At 68.5% G+C, this 19,268-nt stretch carries 24 protein-coding genes and 6 tRNA genes; 26 read left to right on the top strand and 4 right to left on the bottom strand.

The window, feature by feature from the left end; translation table 11 throughout:
* Positions 1–11: 11 nt before the first annotated feature.
* The 18 genes from ACFWNN_RS28665 to ACFWNN_RS28580 all read left to right on the top strand — a co-directional run bounded on the left by ACFWNN_RS28665 (position 12) and on the right by ACFWNN_RS28580 (position 13,426).
* The gene (locus ACFWNN_RS28665; protein WP_382443032.1) at positions 12–239 is read left to right on the top strand and encodes a hypothetical protein; all 228 of its coding nucleotides are present in this window, start codon (positions 12–14) and stop codon (positions 237–239) included.
* A complete protein-coding gene (locus ACFWNN_RS28660) occupies positions 236–565 on the top strand; it encodes a WhiB family transcriptional regulator (protein WP_382443031.1) in 330 nt (109 codons plus the stop codon). The genes ACFWNN_RS28665 and ACFWNN_RS28660 overlap by 4 nt, the downstream gene beginning before the upstream one ends.
* Positions 565–948, top strand: a complete 384-nt coding sequence (locus ACFWNN_RS28655) for a hypothetical protein (protein WP_382443030.1) — start codon at positions 565–567, stop codon at positions 946–948. Before ACFWNN_RS28660 ends, ACFWNN_RS28655 begins: the two co-directional genes overlap by 1 nt.
* Entirely contained in the window at positions 948–1,160 is a 213-nt protein-coding gene (locus ACFWNN_RS28650) for a hypothetical protein (RefSeq protein WP_382443029.1), read from the top strand. Before ACFWNN_RS28655 ends, ACFWNN_RS28650 begins: the two co-directional genes overlap by 1 nt.
* Positions 1,157–2,545, top strand: coding sequence for a hypothetical protein (locus ACFWNN_RS28645; protein ID WP_382443028.1), 1,389 nt, complete (start codon positions 1,157–1,159; stop codon positions 2,543–2,545). The genes ACFWNN_RS28650 and ACFWNN_RS28645 overlap by 4 nt, the downstream gene beginning before the upstream one ends.
* Positions 2,546–2,636: 91 nt before the next feature.
* Positions 2,637–2,993, top strand: coding sequence for a hypothetical protein (locus tag ACFWNN_RS28640; RefSeq protein ID WP_382443027.1), 357 nt, complete (start codon positions 2,637–2,639; stop codon positions 2,991–2,993).
* 52 nt (positions 2,994–3,045) lie between these two features.
* Positions 3,046–5,025: a plasmid transfer protein TraB gene (traB, locus tag ACFWNN_RS28635; RefSeq protein ID WP_382443026.1), complete on the top strand. Its 1,980-nt coding sequence runs from the start codon at positions 3,046–3,048 to the stop codon at positions 5,023–5,025.
* A gap of 190 nt (positions 5,026–5,215) precedes the next feature.
* Positions 5,216–5,704, top strand: coding sequence for a Pycsar system effector family protein (locus tag ACFWNN_RS28630; RefSeq protein ID WP_382443025.1), 489 nt, complete (start codon positions 5,216–5,218; stop codon positions 5,702–5,704).
* Positions 5,705–5,722: 18 nt separating this feature from the next.
* Positions 5,723–6,190: a hypothetical protein gene (locus tag ACFWNN_RS28625; RefSeq protein WP_382443024.1), complete on the top strand. Its 468-nt coding sequence runs from the start codon at positions 5,723–5,725 to the stop codon at positions 6,188–6,190.
* A gap of 24 nt (positions 6,191–6,214) precedes the next feature.
* Entirely contained in the window at positions 6,215–6,667 is a 453-nt protein-coding gene (gene ssb / locus ACFWNN_RS28620) for a single-stranded DNA-binding protein (protein ID WP_382443023.1), read from the top strand.
* 90 nt (positions 6,668–6,757) lie between these two features.
* Positions 6,758–7,387 (top strand): GGDEF domain-containing protein, encoded by a 630-nt coding sequence (locus tag ACFWNN_RS28615; protein WP_382443022.1) that lies wholly within the window; start codon positions 6,758–6,760, stop codon positions 7,385–7,387.
* Positions 7,387–7,824, top strand: a complete 438-nt coding sequence (locus ACFWNN_RS28610; RefSeq protein ID WP_382443021.1) for an RRQRL motif-containing zinc-binding protein — start codon at positions 7,387–7,389, stop codon at positions 7,822–7,824. Before ACFWNN_RS28615 ends, ACFWNN_RS28610 begins: the two co-directional genes overlap by 1 nt.
* Positions 7,821–8,612 (top strand): DNA cytosine methyltransferase, encoded by a 792-nt coding sequence (locus ACFWNN_RS28605; RefSeq protein ID WP_382443020.1) that lies wholly within the window; start codon positions 7,821–7,823, stop codon positions 8,610–8,612. The genes ACFWNN_RS28610 and ACFWNN_RS28605 overlap by 4 nt, the downstream gene beginning before the upstream one ends.
* Complete coding sequence (locus ACFWNN_RS28600) at positions 8,609–9,517, top strand: bifunctional DNA primase/polymerase (protein ID WP_382443019.1); 909 nt, start codon at positions 8,609–8,611, stop codon at positions 9,515–9,517. Before ACFWNN_RS28605 ends, ACFWNN_RS28600 begins: the two co-directional genes overlap by 4 nt.
* A gap of 32 nt (positions 9,518–9,549) precedes the next feature.
* On the top strand, positions 9,550–9,900 hold the full coding sequence (locus ACFWNN_RS28595) for a hypothetical protein (RefSeq protein ID WP_382443018.1): 351 nt from the start codon (positions 9,550–9,552) through the stop codon (positions 9,898–9,900).
* A gap of 81 nt (positions 9,901–9,981) precedes the next feature.
* Positions 9,982–11,529: a YfjI family protein gene (locus tag ACFWNN_RS28590; protein WP_382443017.1), complete on the top strand. Its 1,548-nt coding sequence runs from the start codon at positions 9,982–9,984 to the stop codon at positions 11,527–11,529.
* A 359-nt stretch (positions 11,530–11,888) separates the two neighbouring features.
* Positions 11,889–12,095 (top strand): helix-turn-helix domain-containing protein, encoded by a 207-nt coding sequence (locus tag ACFWNN_RS28585; RefSeq protein WP_382443016.1) that lies wholly within the window; start codon positions 11,889–11,891, stop codon positions 12,093–12,095.
* On the top strand, positions 12,092–13,426 hold the full coding sequence (locus ACFWNN_RS28580; protein ID WP_382443015.1) for a tyrosine-type recombinase/integrase: 1,335 nt from the start codon (positions 12,092–12,094) through the stop codon (positions 13,424–13,426). The genes ACFWNN_RS28585 and ACFWNN_RS28580 overlap by 4 nt, the downstream gene beginning before the upstream one ends.
* Before the next feature lie 120 nt (positions 13,427–13,546).
* Here the strand turns inward: ACFWNN_RS28580 and ACFWNN_RS28575 are convergent.
* The 4 genes from ACFWNN_RS28575 to ACFWNN_RS28560 all read right to left on the bottom strand — a co-directional run bounded on the left by ACFWNN_RS28575 (position 13,547) and on the right by ACFWNN_RS28560 (position 15,520).
* Positions 13,547–13,618 (bottom strand) — tRNA-Val (locus tag ACFWNN_RS28575).
* 57 nt (positions 13,619–13,675) lie between these two features.
* Positions 13,676–14,098, bottom strand: coding sequence for a TIGR02611 family protein (locus tag ACFWNN_RS28570; protein WP_382443014.1), 423 nt, complete (start codon positions 14,096–14,098; stop codon positions 13,676–13,678).
* A 22-nt stretch (positions 14,099–14,120) separates the two neighbouring features.
* The gene (locus tag ACFWNN_RS28565; protein ID WP_382443013.1) at positions 14,121–14,903 is read right to left on the bottom strand and encodes an anti-sigma factor domain-containing protein; all 783 of its coding nucleotides are present in this window, start codon (positions 14,901–14,903) and stop codon (positions 14,121–14,123) included.
* Positions 14,900–15,520 (bottom strand): RNA polymerase sigma factor, encoded by a 621-nt coding sequence (locus ACFWNN_RS28560; RefSeq protein WP_382443012.1) that lies wholly within the window; start codon positions 15,518–15,520, stop codon positions 14,900–14,902. The genes ACFWNN_RS28565 and ACFWNN_RS28560 overlap by 4 nt, the downstream gene beginning before the upstream one ends.
* 256 nt (positions 15,521–15,776) lie before the next feature.
* Here ACFWNN_RS28560 and ACFWNN_RS28555 point away from each other — a divergent pair, with 256 nt between their 5' ends.
* From ACFWNN_RS28555 to ACFWNN_RS28520, 8 genes are all read left to right on the top strand, one after another.
* On the top strand, positions 15,777–16,202 hold the full coding sequence (locus ACFWNN_RS28555; RefSeq protein ID WP_030477975.1) for an SsgA family sporulation/cell division regulator: 426 nt from the start codon (positions 15,777–15,779) through the stop codon (positions 16,200–16,202).
* Positions 16,203–16,308: 106 nt separating this feature from the next.
* Positions 16,309–16,381: transfer RNA gene (locus ACFWNN_RS28550), tRNA-Gly, on the top strand.
* Positions 16,382–16,423: 42 nt separating this feature from the next.
* Positions 16,424–16,495, top strand: a tRNA-Cys gene (locus ACFWNN_RS28545).
* Position 16,496: 1 nt separating this feature from the next.
* Positions 16,497–16,568, top strand: a tRNA-Val gene (locus ACFWNN_RS28540).
* A gap of 153 nt (positions 16,569–16,721) precedes the next feature.
* Positions 16,722–16,794, top strand: a tRNA-Gly gene (locus ACFWNN_RS28535).
* Between the two features lies 1 nt (position 16,795).
* Positions 16,796–16,867: transfer RNA gene (locus ACFWNN_RS28530), tRNA-Val, on the top strand.
* Between the two features lie 165 nt (positions 16,868–17,032).
* A complete protein-coding gene (locus ACFWNN_RS28525) occupies positions 17,033–17,623 on the top strand; it encodes a TIR domain-containing protein (protein ID WP_382443011.1) in 591 nt (196 codons plus the stop codon).
* Positions 17,623–19,260: a KGGVGR-motif variant AAA ATPase gene (locus ACFWNN_RS28520; RefSeq protein WP_382443010.1), complete on the top strand. Its 1,638-nt coding sequence runs from the start codon at positions 17,623–17,625 to the stop codon at positions 19,258–19,260. Before ACFWNN_RS28525 ends, ACFWNN_RS28520 begins: the two co-directional genes overlap by 1 nt.
* The last annotated feature ends 8 nt before the right edge of the window (positions 19,261–19,268 follow it).

Below are 19,268 nucleotides of genomic sequence, written 5' to 3'. Positions count from 1 at the left end.
TGGAGCACACGATGCACGTCGAAGGTACCCACAAGATCGAGTTCGGTTCTGACGACATCGACCTGAACGACTTGGAGTTGCTGAGCACCGCGTTGGCTGATGCGTTGGACGCGCAGAGCCGCGGTCTGGTGATCGGCCCGCCGGTCGACGAGGTGACGCTGCGCCGCGCTGAGCGCCACGCCCGTCGGGCGGACGGCCGCCGGCAGCAGAACACGTTGGTGCTGGGCGGTGTGGCGTGAAGACGGCTCGCGAGATCGAGAAGGCTCGTGCGGCGCACTCCATGAGCAGGCACGACGGGCTGTACCAGCTGTTGACGACGTTGCCGGGCACGAACTTCGGCGGGCACCCCGCGTGCGCCGATGAGGACCCGGAGCTGTTCTTCCCGGAGCCCGGTCAGGTGGAGCAGGCCCGCGCGGCGAAGAAGGTGTGCGTGTCCTGCCCGATCCGCACGGCGTGCGTGTCCTACGCGTTGCGCCACGGCGTGACGGGTGTGTGGGGCGGGACCACCGAGGACGAGCGCCGCGAGATGCACCGCGCGGATCGGACCAGGAAGGCGGTGGCGTGATGGACGCGGAGATCACTCCGGCGTTGCGGCAGGCCGCGCACCTGATGGCGCTGGCGCAGCACCTGACGAGGCACTCTCACCTGGTCCCGGTCGACGTCACGCGCGGTAGCGAGCCCGCGCACCAGCTCCGGACGCGTAGGGAGTTCGCGGCGCGCGACTTGGTGGCGTGGTCGGACAGCCTGAGCGAGCCCTCGGTGAGCGTCCGGGCCATCGGCTACGAGGCGTACGTCGAGGTGTCGGGTGAAACGTCGGCGACGCGGGTGTTGGCGTGGACCACTGTTCCGGGCTTCCTCGATTACCTCGGCTGGAAGTCCGGTGAGGAGACCCGATCGGTTGCGGTGGGGGAGTTGCGGGCGTTCGCCGTGGCTCAGGAGGTGGCGTGATGAGGTTCTTTGCGACGTTGTCGTTGAGCGCGTTCTGGACGTTGGTCAAGCTGGTGTTCTGGGCCGTGGTGGTCGGTCTGTTCTGCTATTTGGCGTTGCCGGAGTCGTTGCTGCCGTTGGCTTTCACGGGTCTGGGCGGGTTTGTGCTGGCGATGGCGCTGGTGCTCAAGGCGGTCACGAAGTCGCGTTCGGGGCGGGGTGAGCGGCGATGACGCTGCTGGACCGCAAGGCCGTGCGGATCGCGGCGAGCACCGAGGCGGACATCCGACGCGCGGACGCCGCGGCCACGCGGTCGCTGGAGGCGCAGCGCGCGGAGATCGAGCTGGCCCGTGAGCGCGCGGCGGACGTGCGCGCGGAACGCCTGGCGCGCAACGAGGATCGGCGCGCGGACCGCGCTCGCAAGCTCGCGGAAGGTCAGGAGCGGAAGGCCGAACGGCTGGTGCAGGCCGCGCAGCGTCGTGCGCAGCGTGCGGCCTGGTCGGCGCGCGTCACGGGCTGGCTGGCGGACCGGGTGATCGTGGTCCCGATCGTGCTGGCGATGGTCGGCGCTTGGTGGGGGCAGTTCCAGCTGTTCAGTCAGCGGCTCGGCTGGCCGGCGCCGCTGGCCGCCGCCGCGGCCACGGGTATCGAGTGCATCGGGTTCGTGTGCGGCCGGTTGGCGCACGTGGCCCGGCAGCCCGTCGAGGTGGCCGGGCGGCCGGTCACCTCGACCAGCCTGACCGGCTCCGAGGTCACGGTGACGCGGGACGACTCCGCGTGGGTAGAGCGCCTGGTGATGTGGCTGGTGGTCGGCTACGCGGCCGGGTCGAACTGGGCGCACTCGGGTGACCCGACGGTGGGCGTGCTGTCGATCGTGGGCGTGGCGGTGTGGGAGACCCGCGAGCGCCGTGCGCACCGCCAGGCGCTCGCGGTGGCCGGTCGGTTGCCGGCGCGGCGTCCGCGGTTCGGCGCGGTGCGGTGGGTGCGTTATCCGATGTGGACGTGGCGGGCATGGTCGGTCACCCTGCGGCACGGCCTGACCGACGCGACCGAAGCCCTGGCCGCCGCGGACCGCGAGACGACCGAGCACCGCGCTCGCAAGGCCGCGAACAAGGCGCTGGGGTGGAGGACGCGACGCCGGTTCGGCCGGGTCGTGGCCGCCCGGATCAAGGCGACCGACGAGGAACGCCGCCGCGCTGCCGAACAGGTCCTGCGCGAGGCGGAGCAGGTGACCGGGGCAGCGGCGCTGCTGTTCGGTCCGGAGACCCTTCGGCAGCGGGCGACCGGCGCGACCAGGCCGCGACCGACCAGCGACAACACCACCAACGACTCCGACGACGAGGGACACGGCCGATCGCGTCGGTTCGGGTGGCTGCGAGTGGCCGGTCGCGGCGACCAGGAGGCGACCGAGCCCGCCAACGTCGAGCAGGTGGTGATCGACGGTGTGGACATCACGGACCTGATGCCCGCCGCGCGGCAGGCCGCGACCGAGCTGGGCGACCGGCTGTCGCGTGACGCGCTGCTGGAGGCCCTGCGCGCGGCCGGGTTGTCGGTTGGGGGCAAGCGCCGCAAGGCGGTCTATGACGCGGTGCTGGCCGAACGCGACCGGGCTGCATGACCGGCGGGGTGCGACACCCACACCCGCGGTGGGTGCCGTGCCCGGCAGGCCAGAGCAGTCGGCAGGCCACAGCCCGAGAAGGGGAAAGCACATGAGCAACAGGCAACTGACGTTCGGTGAGCCGGAGTTCTTCGCCAGCTCCCACATCCACGACTACTGCAACAACGTGCGCGGCCTGATCCGCCCGCTGGTGAGCGAGCTGCACGTGAGCGCGGAGGAGATGGAAGCGGCGCTCAAGCACGTGAAGTCGGTCAACCCGCACGCGTTCGGCCTGGACTCGAAGGTGCGGGCCAAGCTCGTCGCCGCGCACATGCGCCGTGCGTCCGAGGCCGCGGAGGTGATCTGCGCGTCGGCGGTGCGCACGTACCTGAGCTTCCGCAAGCACTACGTGGCCGAGATCGACATGACGGCCAAGAACCGCGGCCGGAACTTCCAGTTCGACAAGTAGACGTCGCGAAACCGTTGGTACCGCGAGGAAACCGCACGGAAGGGAGAGAGCAGTGGGAAGCAGGCGGACGGCAGGCGGCGACCTCGCGGCCGGCAACTCCGAGATGGGCTACTACGTCCCGCGCAACTACGTGGGCAGCAAGGTCGCCCCGTACCTGGGGCAGTGGATGCTGATGCTGCTCGCGTGGCCGGTCGGCGCGCTGACGCACTGGATGATGGCCGACTCCGCGCAGCTGCCGTGGCTGACGCCGGGTCTGGCCGTGATGGGCGCGGTTCTCGCTGGTGTGGCGTGGAAGGCGGGCGGCACCCGGTCGCCGATCACGCAGACGCACGCTGCGGTGACGGTGCTGATCGGCACGGGCTGGATGGTCGCCTGCGCGATCACCGCGCCGTGGTCTAACCCGCTGTTCGGGCTGTGGCTCTACGGCGGCGCGGGCCTGGCGATCTCGTGGAACATCCGCCGGGCCATGCGCGGCGGTGGTGAGGGCGACTCGTCGGGCGGGCTGTTCGACAAGGTCAAGCTCGCCGGCGTGAAGACCAAGGCCATCGAGGTGGCCCCCAACAAGGTCACCGCGGCTCTCGCTCTGCCTGCGGGAGAGATCTCGGTGGAGGACGTGCAGGGCGCGTCGAACAAGCTGGCCGGCGCGCTGCGGCTGCACAAGGGCGCGGTGCGGATCAGCGGCGACCCCGATGACCTGTCGCAGGCCACGATGACGATCGTCCCGAACGACGTGCTGCGCCACCCGCAGGCCTGGCCGGGTCCGTCCGCGCCGGGTGGGTCCATTGTGGAGCCGCTGGTTCCGGGCCTGTACGAGGACAACGAGCCGGTGCGGCTGTGGCTGCCGGGCGACAAGAAGACCGCTCGTCAGCTCACGCACGTGCAGGTCAACGGCATGAACGGCTCAGGCAAGTCGCACGGCGCGAAGATCGCGTGGACCGAGATCGCCACCCGCCGCGACGTGGTGCTGATCGTGCTCGACCCCTCGAAGGGGGAGCAGACTGTGGGGTTCCTCGGGGACAACGTGCACACCGTGACCGGGCACAAGGAGTGCGCGCAGTTCATCACCCGCGTGCCCGCGGTCATCACCGAACAGGCCTCACAGCTGGGTAAGTGGGGCTTTGACCAGTGGGTTCCCCAGGCCTACGACGAGCACGACATGCCGTTCATCGTGCTGTGGATCGAGGAGGCCTCCCGCGTGTTGGAGGACGCCGCCACCTTGACCACGATCGCCGAAGAGGCCCGGTCAGCAGGGATCTCCGTGGTGCTGTCGCAGCAGAAGTCGAGCTTCCGCCGCATGAGCACGGACATCCGCTCGCAGCTCGGTGCGGGCTGGTGCTTCGGCGTCAACGACGCCGCCGACGCCGCGTTCTGCCTGTCCGACGAGGTCGTAGAGGCCGGGGCCGCGCCGGAGCGGTGGAAGAACCGCCGGGCAGGAGCCTTCTACCTGGAGGCACCCGGTATCGAGGAGGACCGGATGGCCATGCCCGCCCGCACGTTCGCCACCACCAACGCGGACATGTCCGCCGCCATCAACGAATGCCGCGACGTGCGCGCCACGCTGCTGCCGCACACCGCCGAACTGCTCGGACTGCCTGCCCGCCCGGCCGGAGTCACCACCGCACCCGCGGGTACCCGCAAGGACTTCGCGCCGCTGCGCAGCCTGGAGGGCATGGCCGACCTCACCGACGAGGAGGCATCCACCCCGCTCGACCTGCCGTCCGACCCCGAGTCCGATCTGGACGGTGACATGGACACCGAACTGCCCGAGGACATCGCCCTGGACCTGCCGGCCGGGCGCCCGCCGCGCCGCGTGGCACGCGATCGCCTGCGTCGCATCGTGGAGAAGCTCGTCGCCGACGGCCGTCAGGAGATCACCGTGCGGGACCTGCCCGACCCCGAAACCACCTTCGGCCGTGGCCGCTCGTGGGTCTCGGGTGAGTTGGCCGCGCTGGTGGGCGATGGCGTCCTGCAGGAGGTTGGGACCGACGGCAAGGCCACCGTCTACCGCCCCGTCCGTGAGCACGCAGCGTGACACCTAGCGGGCGCCTGACGTCGCAGCACGTCACCTGACGTCAGGCGCTCGCACTCCCGCCCAATGCGCGCGGGTGCGCGTGCGCGCGCGAAAACCCATTCATAACAACGTTTCTGACAACAGCTGACGACACGTCGGCCTGGTTCCGCACACCCAAATCCAGCTACTCAGAGTCACTTCTGGAGGCGTCATGCGCTGCACCGAGTTCGTCGCGATCCCCGTCGAGCAGCACTACAACGAGGCAGTGAAGGCCGCGGACGCGCAGGTGCGCGACGAGCTGCGCGCCGCCGACACCAAGGCCGTCGGACTGCTCGGCTTGTTCGGCCTGATGCTGGCCGGCGTGCTGGTGCTGGTCGCCACCAGCCCGGGCACGTTCGCCACGGGCCTCGTGGGGCTTGCGGCCGGTCCGATCGGGGCAGCGGTGGTGGTGCTGCTTCTCGTGCTGCGCCCAGTGATCCTGCGCGTGGGCGTTCCCGGCGCGTCGCGGTGGCACACCTACCGCCACCAGCCCGAGCAGTTGCTCGCCGACCTCACCGCGCCCGGCGACCTGCACGGCCGGGTGGAGGCCGTGGCCGACCTGTCGGCGGTGCTGATGAGCAAGCACCGGCGGACCGGTGTGGCGGTGCGCCTGGTGCTCGTCGGCCTCGCGGTGCTCGCGTTCGCGTCGTTCATCGCCTGAGCGCCAAGGGATACCGCCATGACGACCGCTGCTCAGCAGGCCGTGTACGAGATCGAGACCCTGGCGCACCACGAGGCCGCGCACGCCGTGATCGCCCTCGTCGGTGGCGGCACCGCGCCGAAGGTGCGGATCTGGCAGGCCAGCCCGACCCGGTGGCGCGGCTGGACCGACATGACGTTCGACGAGACCCCCGAAGGCGACGAGGCCGCCGCGCTCGCGCTGCTGGCCGGCGCTCCCGCCGAACGGTTCTGGCTCGAAGCCCACCACGTCCCGCGCGCCCGCTGGCCGCACGACGTGGAGGGCAGCGGCGCCTACGACCGGCAGATGGTCCACGAGTGCCTGGCCCGCATACCGCGAGACCAGCGCCCCGCCTTCCACGCCGTGCAGGGCAAGGCCGAACGGCTCGTCGTCGCGCACTGGGACCGCATCACCGACCTGGCCGCGCGCCTGGTCGTCGACAACACGATCCACCACGTCACCCGCTGAACCCACCGAGAAAGGGGCCTGATCATGGCCGGTCTTCCCGAGGTCACCGTCGCCGGAACCCTCACCGCGGACCCGGAACTGCGGTTCACGCAGTCCGGTATCGCGGTTGCGAACTTCACCGTGGCGTCCAACGAGCGCCGCCGCGACCCGCAGTCCGGGCAGTGGGTCGACGGCGACGCCACGTTCCTGCGCTGCACGCTGTGGCGCCAGCCCGCCGAGAACCTCGTCAACTCCGTCGGCAAGGGCGCGCGGGTCTTGGTCACCGGCACGCTGCGGCAGCGCAACTTCGAGCACGAGGGCCAGAAGCGCACCGTGCTGGAGCTGGACGTCACCGAATGCGGGCCGTCGGTGCGCTGGGCCACCGCGAAGGTCACCAAGGTCACCCGCACCGACGCCAACGGCACCAGCCCGGCCGCCGACGCGTGGGGTGCGCAGCCCGCGAACGCGTCCGGGTTCGCCGACGAGCCGCCGTTCTGACCGTCGCCTGGATGTTGCGGGGCGACGCCGGCAAGCACCCGCCCCGCAACTCCGCTCTCCCACCGCGTCCACGGTTTCGAGGAGTCACCCATGAGTACCACCAACACGATCCTTCTGACCACCACCGTCGCCGCGACCGCGGGCTACCTGGCCACCAGCGCCTACGCGGTCCACCTGTTCGGCCGCCTGCACATCGACGCCCTGACCGGCCTGGGCAACCGCGAGGCGCTGGGCATCCTGGCCCGCCGCACTACCTCGCGCCGGGGTGGCGCGGTCGGGTTGCTGCTGTTGGACGTCGACAACTTCAAGGCCGTCAACGACACCCACGGCCACGAGGTCGGCGACGTCGTGCTGAAGGTGATCGCCGCGCGCTTGGACTCCCTGCGGCTGCCGGGGGAGCGCGCGGTGCGGCTGCACGGGGACGAGTTCGTGCTGTGGCTCGGTGCGGTGCCCTCAGATGAGCGTGGCCGCATGGTCGCCGCCCTGCGCGTGGCCGCCGTCCGCGCGGCGCTGACGAGGCCGATCGTCGTGGACGGTCTGCGGTTGCACCTCGCGGTCAGCATCGGCGCGCAGACCCTGCTCCGGCGCGGCGTGCAGCTCTCCGCGCTGCTCGCGGGTGCCGATGCGGCCATGTACGCGGACAAGCACGGCCGCCGCCTCACCAGCCTGCCCACCACCGGCCGCCTGCGCGACCACCGCCCCGGACGGGAGAGCGCCTGATGGGCAGCCGGACGCGTCCGATCAGTGAGGTGGTGTTGCCGTGGAACGGGCAGAGCGCGTTCTGCCGCGGCAAAGAGGGCGGGCTGATCGTGTTCGCCTGGCGCGGCAGGCCCGGCGCTGTCCCGCCCGGTCTGGCGACCCGCCGCCAGCTGCGCGCGATTGGCCTGCGCCCCAACGGGCAGGGCGCGCAGGCGCTGCTGTGGTTCCGCCACCGCCGCCCCTACCGCCGCGAAGAGCTGTGCGACCTGTTCCGCGTGGACCTTGCCGCGCCGGTCCGGCCGCTCACCGCCGCCCGGATCTTCGCACTGGACAAGGCGATGGCCGCGCGCCGCTGGTGCCCGCAGTGCGAGCAGGACGTCGGCTACTGCGTGCCCACCTCCTACGGCCGCTGCTGGACCTGCTTTGAGGCCAACGAATGCGTGGAGGCAGCCGCGTGAACGCCCTCAAGGTGCTGTCGTTGTTCTCCGGCATCGGCGGGCTCGAACTCGGCCTGGAACGCGCCGGGATGACCGTGGCCGGGCAAGTCGAGATCGACCCGTACTGCCAACAGGTACTCGAAACCCACTGGCCGGAGGTTCCCCGCCATGACGACGTCCTCACCGCCCCCGAATGGTGGCAGTCCCAGGCCCGTCCCCGCATCGACACCGTTGCCGGCAGGTTCCCCTGCCAGCCCTTCTCCATCGCGGGGGAGCAGCTCGGCATCGACGACCCCCGGTGGATGTGGCCCGCTTTCGCCGACGTCGTACGCGTGGTTCGACCCCGCTACGTCATCGTGGAAAACGTCGCAGCTCTCGTTCGAGATCGAGACGCCTTCAGCTGGGTGCTCAGTGACCTTCACCAGCTCGGGTTCGATGCAGAGTGGACAGTTGTCGGAGCGTGCGCCGTGGGTGCACCACACCGACGACGACGTCTGTTCCTCGTGGCGTACCCCCGTGGCACGCGACTACCGGGGCTACACCGGACGCGACGGCAAATCGATCTGCAACCAGCTCAGCGCGATCTACGGCGGCACTGGCAGACCGAACCCGACGTGGATCGAGTGGCTTATGGGGTTCCCCGCCGACTGGTTGTCGACCCCCTCCGCGCACTCGGCAACGCCGTCGTCCCCCAGCTCGCCGAACACATCGGCCGCCTGATCACCGGACACCGTGACGAGGCGAGCGCCACCACACCTCGCCTCGTCACGGCCCCCACCCACCACCACCGCGAAAGGAGCCGACCGTGAGCACCGACGACAGCTACCTCACTGAGATCCTGCGCATGGCCGCCCGCGGCTGGCACCTCTTCCCGGCCGTGCCCGGCGCCAAGCGCCCGTTCGTCGACCAGTGGGAACAGCGCGCCACCAGCGACCACGGCGTGATCAGCGACTTCTACACCCGCTACCCGCGGCACAACGTCGCCGTGGCCACCGGCCCCTCCGGCCTGGTGGTTGTCGACTGCGACCTGGCCAAGCCCGGCGACGTGGCTCCAGATGGCTTCAACATGCTTGGAGTGGCAACGGGGCTCGATGTCCTGACGCTGCTGGCCGAACGTGCGAACGCCAAGGTTCCGCCCACCTTCACCGTGCGCACGCCCGGCACGGGTGAGCACGGCGGCTACCACCTCTACTTCCGCCCCCCCAAGGGCGTGGCGTTGCGCAATACTGCGGGCACGCTGGGATGGCTCGTCGACACCCGCGCGCACGGTGGCTACGTCATCGCCCCGCCGTCGATCACCCCGACCGGCCGTTACGAGATCATCGACGACCGGCCGCCGATCGAACTGCCCGCCTGGTTGGTCCAGGCACCCGCCGTCAAGCCGTCTACGGCCGTCTCAGCGTCCAGCCAGAGCGTTCCTGCGCAGCGATCCGCGTACTTGGACGCGATCGTGCGCGGCGAGTGCGCCAAGGTCGCAGGAGCGCAGCGAAGCCGCCACAACAAGACCCTCTTCCAGGCCTCCTTGACCCTTGGCCAGCTGGTCGGGGGCAACGAGATGAGCCACCCCGACGCTGCCCACATGTTGGAGCAATCCGCCGCCCACATGGCCGTCGGCGACTGCGACTGCACCACCTCGCAGATCACCGCCACCGTCCAGTCCGGACTCCGGCTGGGCGCCACCAAACCCAGGCAGCTCGACACCCGCGCCGCCTGACACCGGTCCCACCGAAAACCAGGGAGAGATCCATGTCGAAGTGCAGCACGTTCCTGTCCCACCTCGAAACCGCGGTCGAGGCGCTCAACGCCGCCAACGCCACCAAGGGCTTCGAGTTCGCCAAGAAGGACGAGATCACCACCGCCGCGCAGGCCGGTGACCAGATCACCAAGGACCTCACCGACATCCTGCTCGCGATCGACACCGCGCTGAGCAAGCTCGCGGAGGCGGCCCGGGAGCAGGGCATCAAGGCCACCAGCTCGATCGGCGAGGCGAGTGCGGCGTTCTTCACCGCCGGGCGCGCGGTCAACCTGGCCATCAAGCACACGGGCAAGGCAGTCGACGCCTCGCACGCCGTGAACTTCCCGGCCATCAACAAGTAGCGCCACAGCCCGGTACCGGCCGCGCGGCCGGTACCGGGCACCTTCTCCGTCCACTCCAGACACCGCCGTTGGAGGCACCCGATGAACGCGACGAACATGCAGCCGCACGACAGCGGCGCTGCGCGCGTTCTGCGTGCCGTGCCGGACCAGCCCGGACACGTCATCGACGGCTGGGAACAGCCCGTTCCGCTCTCCGGCGCGCACCGCGCGCTGCCCCCGTTCCCTGTCAGCGTCATGCCGGACTGGGTGGCTGACATGGTCAGCGCCGTCACCGAATTCACTCAGACCCCAGCAGATCTCGCCGGGTGCGTTGCGCTGTCCGCACTGTCGACGGCCGCGGCCGGACGCATCAACGTGCGCATCCGACCGGGCTGGGCTCAGCCGGTCAACCTGTTCCTCGCCGTGGCCCTGCCGCCCGGCTCCCGCAAGTCCGACGTGTTCGCGGCCATGGCCGGACCTATCCGCGCCGCGCAGGCCGAACTCGTCGAGCTCGCCCTGCCGCACATCGAGGAGTCCCGCATCCAGAAGGCCGTCGCCGAACGCGAGGCGGACAAGCTGGAGAAGACCGCCAGCACCGCCGACCCCACCTCCATCGGCATGGCCGGAGACGCGGCCCTGCGCGCCCGCGAGATCGCGATCCCCGCGCAGCCCCGCCTCGTAGTGGACGACATCACAGCGGAGAAGGCTGCCACGATCATGTCCGAGCAGGGCGGACGCCTCGCCGTGCTCGCGCCGGAAGGCGGCATCGTCGCCAACATCGCAGGGCGCTACTCCGGCACCCCGAACTATGAGGTCTTCCTACGCGGCCACGCCGGCGAATACCTCGAAGTCGACCGCCAAGGCCGCGAATCCGACTTCATCGAACACGCCTACCTGACCCTCGGACTCGTTGTACAGCCCCAGATCATCCGCGACCTCGGACAGATCAAGGCCGCCAAGGAACGCGGCCTGCTCGGACGCTTCCTCTACTCGCTCCCCGTCAGCACCGTCGGACACCGCGCGATCCGCGTCCCCGAAGTCCCCGAGCACATCAGTGCCACCTACCGCCGACGCCTCGCCGAACTGGTGCTGCACCTTGCGCCACGCGACCTCACCACGATCGACTTCAGCCGCGAAGCGGACGAGGACATGTTCGCGCTACAGACCGAACTCGAACCCCAACTCGCGCCCCGCGGCGACCTGCACCACATCACCGACTGGGCAGCCAAGTACGCGGGCACCGTCGCCCGTCTCGCCGGACTCCTGCACCTCGCCGACCGACCCACCGACCAGTGGGCCACCGAGATCACCAGCGACACGTTCAGGCGCGCCCGCACCCTCGGGTCCTACTACCTCACGCACGCCCTCGGGGCGTTCGACTACATGGGCAACGACGAAGCGACCGACGACGCGCGCGCCGTACTCACGTGGATCGAACGGCACGGCCCCGTGAGCTTCACCGTCCGCGAGCTGTTCACCTCGATCACCAGGGGACGGTTCCGCAAGGTCGCCGACCTCTTGCCCGCCCTCGACCTTCTTGAACAGCACTTCCACGTCCAGCGGGCACCCGATCCCGAGCGCAGCGGACGAGGACGCAAGCCAAGCCCAACCTACTTCGTCCACCCTGCCCACCGGCAGGCCACCCGATGACCCCGCCGCAGAAACCGCAGAAACCGCAGAATTCCTCGGATAGGTGGGTCTGCGCTGGTCAGCGGTACTGCGGGCGACCAAGTCAGGTCTGCCGCAGAAAGCCGCAGAATTGCCGCACAAATACCCAGCAGCCAGGAGGAGCGGCCGTCCCTGCGTCACGAGCAGAGGCCTCGTGACGCTGGCTCGCGGGCCACCCGCGGGGCGTCTCGAATTCTGCGGCAATTCTGCGGTTTTCTGCGGCAACACCGTCAAGATCACTGAAACCACCTCTGAGCTGCGCAAACCCGCACCCTTCGTGAATTCTGCGGATTCTGCGGTTTCTGCGGCAGACCACCAGCGCCCGAGACCGGGGAGCACCCATGACCGACCAGCAGCCCGCCCTCATCTCCGTCCCCGCGGCGGCCGAACTCCTCGGCATCAGCCGAGCCTCCGCATACCGCTACGCCGACGCCGGCCAGCTGCCCGGCGTGAAGCGGTTCGGCCGACGCGTCTACGTCGTCCGCGCCCGCCTCGCGGAGTTCCTGGAGTCCGACCAGCAGCTCTCCCCGGAGGCCGACGCAGCATGACCAAGAGGAAGCCGACGCGCCGCAAGGTGAAGGGCAGCGTCTTCAAGCGCGGCAACACCTGGACGTACTCGTTCGACGGCGAGAAGCACCCGTTGACGGGGGAGCGGCAGCAGATCCGCAAGAGCGGGTTCGCAACCGAAGACGACGCATGGGAAGCGATGGAGCAGGCACAGGCGGAGGTCGCCACCGAGACCTACGTCAAGCCGTCCAGGGCCAAGGTGGCCGACTTCTTCGAGCGTTGGTTCCCGCACGTGCGCATCACCACCGAGCCGACGACCGCTGCCAACTACGAGCAGCTGGCGAGGGCGTACGTCCTGCCGTGGATCGGGAAGCGGCCGATGCAGGAGATCGTGCCGTCCGTGATCGCGGCGCTCTACGAGCACCTGTTGCGGGAGGGGCGCCGCAAGCGCGACACGAACTGGGAGATGTTCGAGCTGTGGGAGGACGCCCGGCTCAGTAAACGAGAGATTAAGCCGCGTGAGGTCGCGGACAAGGTCGGAGTCTCGTATGCCGCTGCGCGTAGGGCTTTCCATCGCTATGGGGTCGGTCGCGTGCCCATCCCGACGGGAAAGGGACTGGCGCCCAAGACGGTCAAGAGCGTGCACATCATGCTCGGCTCCGCCATGACCACCGCGTTCAAGTGGGAGTACGTCGGCCGAAGCCCGATGGACCGCGTGACCGCGCCCTCGGTTCCTCGTCGGTCCCACAACACGTGGGAACCCGAGCAGCTGACGAGGTTCCTGGAGGTGGCTCGCCCGGAACGGCTGTACGCGCTGTGGGTGCTGGTGTCGGCCACCGGGATGCGGCGCTCCGAGCTGTGTGGGTTGACCTTCGCCGCGCTCGATCTCGATGCTGCGGTCGTCCGTATGAAGGCAACGCGCGTCGTCGCGGGTGGCTCGGTCAGAAATGGCACCGGGAAGAGCACGAAGAGCCGTCGGCAGATCGCGCTCGACAAGTTCACGGTCGCGGTGCTGCGCCGGCACCTTGCACAGGTGGAGGAGGAGAAGGAGGCGTTCGGCAGCGGATACCAGGATCACGGCCTGGTCTTCTGCTGGGAGGACGGCCGGCCGATCTACCCCGACACGGTCACCGAGCAGTTCAACCGGCTCGTGGACCGCGCCAAGGTGCCGCTCATCCGGCTGCACGACGTCCGGCATACCTACGCCACGATCTCGCTGCGGTCCGGGGTCCACCCGAAGATCGTGAGCAGTCGACTCGGTCACGCGACGGTCGCCTTCACCCTCGACACCTACACCGAGGACATCCCGGACCTCGATGCGGGAGCCGCGGAGAGCATCAGTGGTCTATTTCTGCCGAAGGAGGCCGACTGACCTTGTAGACCCCGTTTGTGTACGGATTTGTGTCCCGCAGGCCGGTGCGGGGAGTTCTTGGCGTGCGCGAAAAGCCAGAAGGCCCCTGACCTTTGCAGGTCAGGGGCCTTCTGGCTGAAATGGGCGATACTGGGATCGAACCAGTGACCTCTTCGGTGTGAACGAAGCGCTCTCCCGCTGAGCTAAACGCCCGTGTTCTATTGTGTTGCTTGCCCCGCTCTCGCGGTGTGGGGATAGCTTACAACATCATCAACGAGAACCAAAAATCGGGCTGTGCAACCAGGGCCAGTCGAGGCCCAGCCAGCCTCCTACCAGGGCGAACACGTTGAGGAAGTAGCAGGTGACGAGGACGATGGCGCAGACGCCTGCCATCACGAGGCCTCGGACCCAGGAGGGTTGGCGCTTCAGCCAGGCGACCCAGCGGTCGTAGTAGCGCTTGGCGAACTTGAGGACTTTGCCTGCCCACTCGAACTCCGTGGCGAGGATGGCCAGGCCCGCGAAGACGACCAGCCAGCCTGGGCCTGGGTACGGGATCATGATGATGCCCGCGATCAGCACCAGGCCGCCGATCACGCCCACGCCGATGCGGTAGGCCAGGTTCAGCGCCGGGTTGCGGTGGAACCAGTGGCGCCAGCCCTTGTGTTCGTCGGGCTTCGCCTTGGGCTTCGTCATGTGTCGATCATCCTGTTGGGACTCAGGCGGGTGCAACCTGGCCGCCTGCCAGCACTTCCGACGGGCTTGTCGGTGCTTGGCGGCCTGGTTCTAGGGACACCGCGAAGGTCGTGTGTTTGTGGGCGTCGGCGGACCAGGTCAGCAGTTGCGGGTCGCTTGTGCCGGCTCGTACGTCGAACACCGCCAACGGTACCGGCGCGGGCGTGCTCGCACCCCAAACTACGTAAACGTGGCCCGAGTCGTTCGGTTTCAGGTTCATCGGCATCACCGCGCCCGAGGTGGGGTTGGAGAGGACGACGGCCACCTCGTCGCCTGCCGTGGTGCGGAGGACGGCCCTGTTGGTGGCCGGGTTCGCGGCCAGGGAGAGGGCCTTGTTCAGGTCGTCGGTGCGGGCTTCTGCGGCCGTTACCTCGGTGGAGAGTTGGTTTACGCGCACGCCCAGGTAGCCGCCGCCTGCCAGTACGGCTGCTACTGCTGCCGCGGCCAGCAGTGCTCGGCCTGTGCGGCGGCGGTGTTGGGGGCGCAGCGGGGTTACGGCCGCGTGCCGTGGTGCGTGGACCGCGGGTGGTTCTTGGGGGATGTGCTGGATCTGGTCCATCAGCCTCGCGCGGAGGTGGGCTGGTGGTTGTTCTTGGCGGACCGCGCCGCCGATGCCCGCCAGCACCTCCTGCGTCGCCTCCACGGTGCGTTGGCACGTCGTGCAGGTCGGCAGGTGGTCGCGGACCAGTGCTTCCTCGTCGGGCTCCAAGGAGTGCATCGCCCAGCCGACGGCGAGCTCCTCTTGAGCGCACAGGTCGCCGTTCACCGGTGAACTCCTGTCGTCTCGCCGGTTTCTCCGGCCCACAAGTTCCCCAACGTGCCTCTTAGACGTCTTATCGCAGCGAACGTGCGCGATTTCACAGTGCCGAGCGGGACGCCTGTCAGTTTTGCCACTTCGCACTGCGTGTAGCCACCCAGATAGGCGAGGGCTATCACTTGGCGCTGTTCTTCCGGCAACGTATGGAGCGCCGCTCTGACCTCGGCGCTCACCACGCTGACCAACGCCGCGTGGTCCGATCCCTCCACTGGAGGGGACGCGTCGTCGGTGAGGGGAACAGTTCGGCGGCGTTGCGTGTTCTCTTTACGTACGGCGTCGACCGCGCGGTGGTGCACCAAAGTCATCAACCAGGTGCCGAAGCTGCCGCGGGCGGGGTCGAACCTGGCGGGGTGCCGCCAGAGTGCGAGGAAGGCCTCCTGGACCACGTCCTCGGCGAGTTCCGGGTCCACGCAGATGCGCCTGGCCAGGGAATATGCTGGTGTGCCGTACCTGTCGTACAGCTCACCGAACGCCGTCCGATCGCCCTGTGCGAGTCTTTGCACGAGCTCGAAGTCGGTCGGCCGGCCGTCGCTCGACGCAACGGTTGGGCCGGGCGAGTCAGCCACCAGAGATGTCCTCACGTCCAACATTCGCGCAACAGCCGGTACCGGGTTCAGGTTAGACCCAGCAAGATGGGGGGCGCTGGACATCTGCTGAGGAGCGAGGAGGACACGGAGTGCGTGCACGCGGTCGCGTTCCGGAGTCGAACTGACCCGATGGGGTGATCTGACCCCGTTTCGCGAGCGTTCCTCGCCACAGGCACGTCACAACTGAGGTGCTCGGTCGTTTCATTGACCGGGAAGGGAGAAGAGGGTAACGACGATGCGCAACGATCACGTGACGCTCCGCTCGACAGCGGTCTTCGACCTGCTGGCACCGAGGACCCCTGCGGTCCCGGTTCAGGTGGAGCTGCGATATGACACAAAGGACCCGTACGCGGTTGTCGCCGCGTTCCGCACCGGCCGCGCCGGTTGGGTCGAGTGGGTTTACGCCCGCGACTTGCTCGCCGACGGTCTGATCGCCGACGCCGGTGACGGTGACGTCCGGATCCGCCCCGCCGCCGACGACCCCGAGGTCGTCGTGATCGAGCTGAGCTCGCCGTCCGGACACGCCATGTTCGAGGCGTCCGCCCAGGAGCTCGCCGACTTCCTCGACCGGACCTACGACGTCGTCGTGCCGGGCAACGAGCACCTGTGGGTCAACGTCGACGAGGCGCTCACGCACCTCATCTCGAACGACCTGAGCTGAGAAACCCGAGGTAGGGGGCCCGCGAAGGCGAAGCGGGTACCCCCGGTGAAAAGCGGTTGAACCCCTCGTATAAGGTTGTTTCAACATCATGAAGTCAGTGATGTACGCGGATGTAGCGCAGTTGGTAGCGCATCACCTTGCCAAGGTGAGGGTCGCGAGTTCGAGTCTCGTCATCCGCTCTGTGGTTCCACGGCGTTCACGCGTCGTGGGGTCATGCTCCTGGCGGAGTGGCCGAGTGGCTTAGGCAAGGGCCTGCAAAGCCCTGTACACGGGTTCGATTCCCGTCTCCGCCTCGGACGATTAGCTCAGCGGGAGAGCACTACCTTGACACGGTAGGGGTCACAGGTTCAATCCCTGTATCGTCCATCGAAGATCAGTGGGGCCAGGTGCACAGCGCACCTGGCCCCACTGTCGTTTCCGGACTCCGAGGCCGCCGGCACGCTCAAGATCAGCCGATTTGGAACTTCGGGGGAGCGTCGGATAAAGTTCACCTCGCACCACGGGAAACCGGGGAGCAACGCGGATGTAGCGCAGTTGGTAGCGCATCACCTTGCCAAGGTGAGGGTCGCGAGTTCGAGTCTCGTCATCCGCTCGGACGATTAGCTCAGCGGGAGAGCACTACCTTGACACGGTAGGGGTCACAGGTTCAATCCCTGTATCGTCCACTCTGGACAAGAAGCCCTCGATCATCATGATCGGGGGCTTCTTGCTGTTCGGGGACAAGGGGCAGTTGTCCGCCCAGTTATTGTCCATTTTTTGGTCCGAACCCCCGAAAATGCCCACTTTTTTGTCTTTTATCGACGGTGTGGTCGCATCTACCGTGATGCGCTGTGTCCTACAAGTACGATTTCTTCATCAGCTACAGCCGCAAAGGCACTGTGCAGAAGTGGCTGTTGACGCACTTCTACAAGAAGCTCGTCGAGTACCTCGCTGACGAGTGCGCTCCGGCGCCGCGGGTGTACATGGACCGCACCATGCCGCGGGCCGTGGAGTGGGCGCACAACCTGGAGAACTCGCTGCGCCACAGCAAGATCATGATCCAGCTGCTGACGCCGCCGTACTTCGAGTCCGAGTGGTGCATGGCGGAGCTGGAGAGCATGCACCAGCGCGAGGCGATGCTCGGCCTGGCCGGCGCGGACATCTCCCAGGGGCTCATCTACCCGATCCTCTACGCGGATTCCGAGAACTTCCCGGACATCGGGCGAATGCGTTCCTGGCAGGACTTCAAGGAATACGCGTACGCGGAGGCGGTTTATCAGGACTCCGTCGACTACCTCGCATTCTGTCGTCAGGTGCGGGTGCTGGCGCGTGATCTGGTGCAGCTGGCGAAGCAGGTGCCGCCGTGGAGTCCTGACTGGCCGATCGTCGAACGGCCGAATCCCGTGATCATCCCGCCGCCCCCGTTACCGAGGTTCGAGTGATGACCGGAACCGTGATCACGTTCTACTCCTACAAAGGTGGCGTCGGGCGCAGTTTCACCCTGGCCAACACCGCGGTCCTGCTCGCGCGCTGGGGATATCGCGTGCTCGTCGTCGACTGGGACCTCGAAGCGCCCGGTCTGCACCTCTACTTCGGACCGCACCTCGCCCAGAAGCCGCGCAGCGGGGTCGTCGACATCGCCCAGGAGTTCCTCAACGGCGTGCGGACGCCGAGTGCGCACGAGGTCCGGGTCCAGGTCGACGGCGTTCTCGACCTCATCGCGGCCGGCGGCGTGGACGAACACGGCCTCGACGACTCCTACGCGCGCCGGATGCAGGCGCTCGACTGGGAGGAGCTGTACCGCAGGGGGTTCGCGGCCCACCTGGAGGAGTACCGCGAGGAGTGGACCGCCAAGTACGACTTCGTCCTGATCGACAGCCGCACCGGCGTCTCGGACATCGCGAGCATCTGCACGGCCCAGTTGCCGGACCGCCTCGTCGTCGTGTTCACCGCGAACGACCAGAACCTCAACGACGTCGTGGGCATCGCGCGCCTCGCCGACAAGGCCAGGGACCGCCTGCCCTACGACCGGCCGCGGCACCAGGTGATGCCGGTGCTGTCCCGGCTCGACAACCGCATGGAGTACGAACGCGCCGAGACGTGGCAGAAGAAGTGCGCCGAGGTCGTCACGCCGCTGTTCCGCAACTGGCTGGTCAAGTCGGTGACCCCGGAGCAGATGCTGCGGCACGTCACCGTCCCCTACATCTCCTACTGGAGCTTCGGCGAGCTGCTGCCGGTGCTGGAGGAGCTGCAGCCGTCGTCCGACCAGATCTCCTACGCCCTGGAGACGGTCGCCGCGGTGATCGCGCAGGAGTTCGACCGGACCGACCTGCTCACCGACAACCGCGACGCCTACGTGACCGCCGCCCGTTTCCAGCGCCGCAAGTTCGACCTGGACCTGCTGGTGTCGAGCCCTCGGACGTTGTGGCCCACCAGCACAGCGTTGATCACCGAGCTGCGGTTGCTGGGCATCACGGTGGATCGGTCGGTATCCGGTGATCCTGAGATCCTCGACCAGGCGGAGGACGTCGCCGAGCACCTGTGCCTGGTGGTGGCCGACGAGCTGAGCCGCTGGCAGCTGACCGAGGCGGAACGGTTCGTGCGCCGCACGCTCGGCCCGGACGGCGCCCAGCGGCAGATGTTCTGCCTGCTCACCCGCGGCACGGACCGCGACCGGCTGCCCGGCTTCCTGCGCAGCCTCCAGCACCTGGAGTTCGACCCGGCCATCAGGCCCGTGCGCGTCGCACGGGCGTTGCACGACCTCATCAAGTCCACGCCCGCGGCCGAGACCGAACCCGATCACGAGGCGCTGCTGAACGCCGAGGCCGCGCTGAGGGAACTGCCGGAGCAGCTGCCGTACGCCGGGCGGTTCGCGCTGGTCGAGGAGACGGTCCGGGGGATGGCCGGGGCGCTGGACGACGGCGACATGGAGCTGCTGCGGGACCGGTCCGCCGACCTGCTGCTGCTCAGCAAACCCCATCGCAACGGGTCGGGCGCCGAGGTGCCTGCCCGGTTGCGCGGCGAGGCGAGCGCGTTGCTCGCCCGCATCGAGCGACGAATCACCGCGTTCACCGACTGAAAGGGCGG

The sequence above is a fragment of the Lentzea sp. NPDC058450 genome (genome assembly GCF_042721395.1).
In the GTDB taxonomy this organism is placed as follows: domain Bacteria; phylum Actinomycetota; class Actinomycetes; order Mycobacteriales; family Pseudonocardiaceae; genus Lentzea.
This window is presented reverse-complemented; position numbering and strand designations above follow the sequence as displayed.

Excerpts from the sequence above, each read along its gene's own strand:
- ACFWNN_RS28665 (WP_382443032.1), top strand. The coding sequence starts at position 12 with ATGCACGTCGAAGGTACCCACAAGATCGAGTTCGGTTCTGACGACATC.
- ACFWNN_RS28655 (WP_382443030.1), top strand. The coding sequence starts at position 565 with ATGGACGCGGAGATCACTCCGGCGTTGCGGCAGGCCGCGCACCTGATG.
- ACFWNN_RS28650 (WP_382443029.1), top strand. The coding sequence starts at position 948 with ATGAGGTTCTTTGCGACGTTGTCGTTGAGCGCGTTCTGGACGTTGGTC.
- ACFWNN_RS28645 (WP_382443028.1), top strand. The coding sequence starts at position 1,157 with ATGACGCTGCTGGACCGCAAGGCCGTGCGGATCGCGGCGAGCACCGAG.
- ACFWNN_RS28640 (WP_382443027.1), top strand. The coding sequence starts at position 2,637 with ATGAGCAACAGGCAACTGACGTTCGGTGAGCCGGAGTTCTTCGCCAGC.
- ACFWNN_RS28630 (WP_382443025.1), top strand. The coding sequence starts at position 5,216 with ATGCGCTGCACCGAGTTCGTCGCGATCCCCGTCGAGCAGCACTACAAC.
- ACFWNN_RS28625 (WP_382443024.1), top strand. The coding sequence starts at position 5,723 with ATGACGACCGCTGCTCAGCAGGCCGTGTACGAGATCGAGACCCTGGCG.
- ssb (WP_382443023.1), top strand. The coding sequence starts at position 6,215 with ATGGCCGGTCTTCCCGAGGTCACCGTCGCCGGAACCCTCACCGCGGAC.
- ACFWNN_RS28615 (WP_382443022.1), top strand. The coding sequence starts at position 6,758 with ATGAGTACCACCAACACGATCCTTCTGACCACCACCGTCGCCGCGACC.
- ACFWNN_RS28610 (WP_382443021.1), top strand. The coding sequence starts at position 7,387 with ATGGGCAGCCGGACGCGTCCGATCAGTGAGGTGGTGTTGCCGTGGAAC.
- ACFWNN_RS28595 (WP_382443018.1), top strand. The coding sequence starts at position 9,550 with ATGTCGAAGTGCAGCACGTTCCTGTCCCACCTCGAAACCGCGGTCGAG.
- ACFWNN_RS28590 (WP_382443017.1), top strand. The coding sequence starts at position 9,982 with ATGAACGCGACGAACATGCAGCCGCACGACAGCGGCGCTGCGCGCGTT.
- ACFWNN_RS28585 (WP_382443016.1), top strand. The coding sequence starts at position 11,889 with ATGACCGACCAGCAGCCCGCCCTCATCTCCGTCCCCGCGGCGGCCGAA.
- ACFWNN_RS28580 (WP_382443015.1), top strand. The coding sequence starts at position 12,092 with ATGACCAAGAGGAAGCCGACGCGCCGCAAGGTGAAGGGCAGCGTCTTC.
- ACFWNN_RS28570 (WP_382443014.1), bottom strand. The coding sequence starts at position 14,098 with ATGACGAAGCCCAAGGCGAAGCCCGACGAACACAAGGGCTGGCGCCAC.
- ACFWNN_RS28555 (WP_030477975.1), top strand. The coding sequence starts at position 15,777 with ATGCGCAACGATCACGTGACGCTCCGCTCGACAGCGGTCTTCGACCTG.
- ACFWNN_RS28520 (WP_382443010.1), top strand. The coding sequence starts at position 17,623 with ATGACCGGAACCGTGATCACGTTCTACTCCTACAAAGGTGGCGTCGGG.